Source organism: Shewanella sp. BJSY2023SW007, from assembly GCF_047314525.1.
Taxonomy (GTDB): domain Bacteria; phylum Pseudomonadota; class Gammaproteobacteria; order Enterobacterales; family Shewanellaceae; genus Shewanella; species Shewanella chilikensis.
On record NZ_JBKORL010000046.1, the window covers coordinates 1 to 3670 of the forward strand.

Annotated in this window: 3 protein-coding genes and 1 pseudogene; all 4 read right to left on the reverse strand. The window is 45.1% G+C overall.

Annotated elements, in window-relative coordinates; all coding sequences use genetic code 11:
* Positions 1–171: 171 nt before the first annotated feature.
* Positions 172–1095 carry an IS5 family transposase gene (locus tag ACMHXE_RS07850; RefSeq protein ID WP_413731904.1) on the reverse strand — a complete coding sequence of 308 codons (924 nt, stop codon included), beginning with the start codon at positions 1093–1095 and terminating at the stop codon, positions 172–174.
* Positions 1096–1175: 80 nt separating this feature from the next.
* Entirely contained in the window at positions 1176–1511 is a 336-nt protein-coding gene (locus ACMHXE_RS07855) for an Imm8 family immunity protein (protein ID WP_101057610.1), read from the reverse strand.
* Between the two features lie 183 nt (positions 1512–1694).
* Positions 1695–2516, reverse strand: a complete 822-nt coding sequence (locus ACMHXE_RS07860) for a hypothetical protein (protein ID WP_335922230.1) — start codon at positions 2514–2516, stop codon at positions 1695–1697.
* Positions 2517–2530: 14 nt separating this feature from the next.
* A pseudogene (locus tag ACMHXE_RS07865) lies at positions 2531–3670 on the reverse strand (hypothetical protein); the annotation flags it as partial.

Consider the following 3670-nt stretch of genomic DNA (forward strand, 5'->3'; position numbering starts at 1 on the left):
TGCGCGTTGCTCGTCAATGTAATCATTGATGACCTGTTTAGCACCGCCCATCATGGCGTTAATAGCTTTGGTTATCCCGGTTTCTTTCAGCTCGGTTGGGGCTTCCGGTGCTGGGGGGCTTTGTTTCCTAAATTAGGAATCAGGCCCAAAGCCCCCTTTTATGGTTGATATTTAGTCAACCAGTCGAGTTTGGGGCATACCTATCCCGGTAATTTTGTTCAACGCTTTGATCATGGCATAAGTTTCTCCAACCTGAGCATTGTAGTTTCGTAGTGTCAGTGTGCCACCCAGCAACTGTTTGAAACGGAACATTCCTGTCTCTGAAAGAGAGCGGAGATGATAGCCAAAGCGCTTCTTCCAATGAGTATTGCTACCATAGAGTTTTTGACAGGCGACAGCGATGTTTCGTGGGTGACCTATTTCCCATAATGCTGCCCCTTCCCTTGGAGGGATTAGTGGCGTCGCTCGTTTTATCCGAATCGCCTCGTAACAAGCGCGAGTGTCGTAAGCTCCATCACCTGATATCTCGATGATTTTTCGACGTGTCTGTTTAAGCAAAGCTGGGAAAGCCTCGGCATCAGTGACATTAGACAAACTCAGCTCGGCAGCAATGATTTCATGAGTGCTGGTATCGACAGCTAAGTGAAGTTTACGCCATACCCGACGTTTACCATCTGTGCCGTGTTTTTTGACTTTCCATTCGCCTTCGCCGTAAACCTTAAGCCCGGTAGCATCAATGGCCAGATGTTGAATCGGCCCTCGGGTGGGGCATTTGAATAAGACCTCTACTGATTTGGCCCGTTTACTGATGCAAGTGTAATACGGGCAAGCCAGCGGAACCCGAGCAAGGAGAAACACGGAGTTAATAAACTCTTGCAGCGCTCGCAGTGGCATGGAGAAAACCCGCTTCACCATCAGAGCAGTAGTAATTGCCAGCTCGCTAAACAACCGTGGTCTGTCTCGTTTTCCAGATTTAGTCAGGTTTAGCCACTGTTGGATGGCTTCCTCATCAATCCAAAAAGTGAGAGAGCCCCGATTGATAAGGGCTTGGTTATATTGCTTCCAATTGGTTGTTTTGTAACGTGGTTTAGGCATGCGGAACGATAGGTAGTGAGATTTGGTTGTTCAGATCGCAGCTTTCCTGATTAGTTCCACCTGATTTAGGAAACAAAGCCTTAGTCATACTCAAACCTACCTAGTCTAGATAGCTGGTTAACGATTTCATCCCAAGAATTGCCTATGCACTTGTTGCAATATCTCTCTATTTTAGATATTAGTAATGGAATGTCGTATTCTCTTAAGAAAATTTTGTTTCCGCCTAAAATTAAATCTTCAGAATTACATTCCATCCATTGAAATGAAATTATTTCAACATCAAAGTTGTTAGAAGCATCGTCACCTTCTGGCCCTATTGATAAAGACAAAAGGAAGTGGAATATTTTTTCATTTTCAGGCCAGTATGTTTTTATGTCAAAATCAGGTGAGAAGTAATTTTTTAATTCAGCTCTCATTTTTCTACCTTTTTTAAATGTGAGTTATCTTGCCATGATTTTCCCATCCATGATGAAAAACTTTTAGAGACTAAATAAAGAACTATATCTAAAAAAGCTGAATTTTCAGCCTTTTTATTTTATTAACATTCAAAGGCTCCAACAACAATCGAGTAGAGTTAACATTGATGTTAACGGCACGACTTAGTCTCGATCAGACTTGCTCCTCACCAACCCCTGAGGAATGAAGGGGTCAAACACTTGCTGCTTAAGGCCAGCGAGGATTGCTAGATTAGTGAGTGCGACTGCATATTCAGCATAATGCCCTGGAACCATTCCCTTCCACTCACCGTAACGGGCTTCATGGTGGCATATCGTCAGTTGCTTTCGAATACCTTCGTCAAAGGACTGCTGGTCCCCCGTACATATTCCCCACAATGCCAAATGCAAGGTGTAGTAATTGCTGTTGAAAGTGAGTTTTTTACTGGGCTTGGCCAGGAACTTCTCTATCCGAGTCTCACAGATATTGGCAGCCTGACTAAACTCCCCTTTAAAGAAAGCGTCGAGGGCAAAAACAAACTCGTCTATAGTCTCTGTCTTTTCGGGAGTTTTAGGTCTTTCCTTTGGGAAGATGGCGCAAACAAGCTGAGCAATTTCTATCGTATCTGCGGCCAAAGCATAACTAGCACAATCAACTACGTTGTATGCCTCTGCACCTCGCACAATCACTGAGCCTTGATAATTATCAAATTCAGTGTCGTAGGCCATCCGAATAGGCAATGACTGTAATTCTGCCGCCGTTCTAAAAGCAGCTTGCGCTTCTGCAATATCATTATGTAAGGCGTAAGCCATACCAAGTTGAGCATAAGACATTGCATCTCCAGCATAGATGCTCTCTTGTTTTATCTCATTATCTTTGTAATAACCTGAAACCTCTAGTTCTTTAGCCCGTGCGATCTGTTGCAAACACAGGGCTATGTCATTCTCTATCTCTGTCTGACTCATTTGAGGTACTTTGGTCGTCATTCTTCAAGGTCCTTTTAATTCAATGCTGTACTTATCAGGTTTTTCGCCTCATTAAAGTTCGGTATCAGTTCATTGACAACAGGATTCCCGACTAAACTCCCTTGAGCGTCCTGCCAAAATGCACGAACCTGACCTGTTTCGGTATTAGTGAACACCGCTAAATGCATTTTCTGTCCTTTATCCTCCATGATCTTCCCCCAGAGTCCATTGATTTCACCTTCGGTATAAGCCCCCCCAATGCGATTAGATTCCTTTCCGATCCTGGGCTTCTTTTTACTCATCTGCCGAGCTCTTGCTAAGTTCTTCTGTTCAGAGCCTTGCTTATATCCCTTGCTATTAACTCCCAATGTAGCACTATCACTGCTGTATCCTTTGAACTCTGCTTCAACCAGTTTGCCATCCTTGGTATAGAAGTTATCAGGACCGTGATAGCGTTTGATAAAGTCTGAGTGCTCATCCAGCTTCAAGACCCTGGCGACATGATCTCCACCATATTGACCCAAGGCTTCATTGACCCGGTTAGCAGATTTGACATTCACGTTTTTGAGAGCATTGGCAGCGTACTGGGTGACATCGCCCATCTCTCGTTTAAGCACTTGTTTTGCTGCTCCATCAATCAACTTCCCTGGGACCACGATTGCCGCCATCATGGCTGCACTGGACAAGGACGGTGATTGAATGAATGACTTGCCTTCCTCCAGGAAAGTCACAATGTCATCAACCAGCATGGAGGCAGGATCGATGAAGTTAACCGGGGTAACTCCCTGTAACTCGGGATTGGCCAATACCTGTTCAACAGAATAGCTTTGAAGTTCGATAGCTTTCTTTCGAGGAGCCGAAGCCATGGCGTTAATTGCGGTAGCCATTGGACTGGGATGGAGATCGGCCGGTGCTTCTGGTGCCGGTGTCATGTCCGGCTCGATAATGGGCTCGGGAGCTTTGGAATAGTTGCCATAGCCGTACTGCAGCCGGGGAGGTAAACGCTTGACGCGTTCCTTGAAAGTGCTCGATAGAAAAGGGCTGATGTCACCGAAAAACAGGATAGTGTCAAACCCGTCTTCCCTGTCTCCCAGTAGTAGAAAATCGCCTGACTCCAACCGCCAAGAGATCCGCTCCATGATGGATGGGATTTGATGTGGCCCCTGGAAATAAGT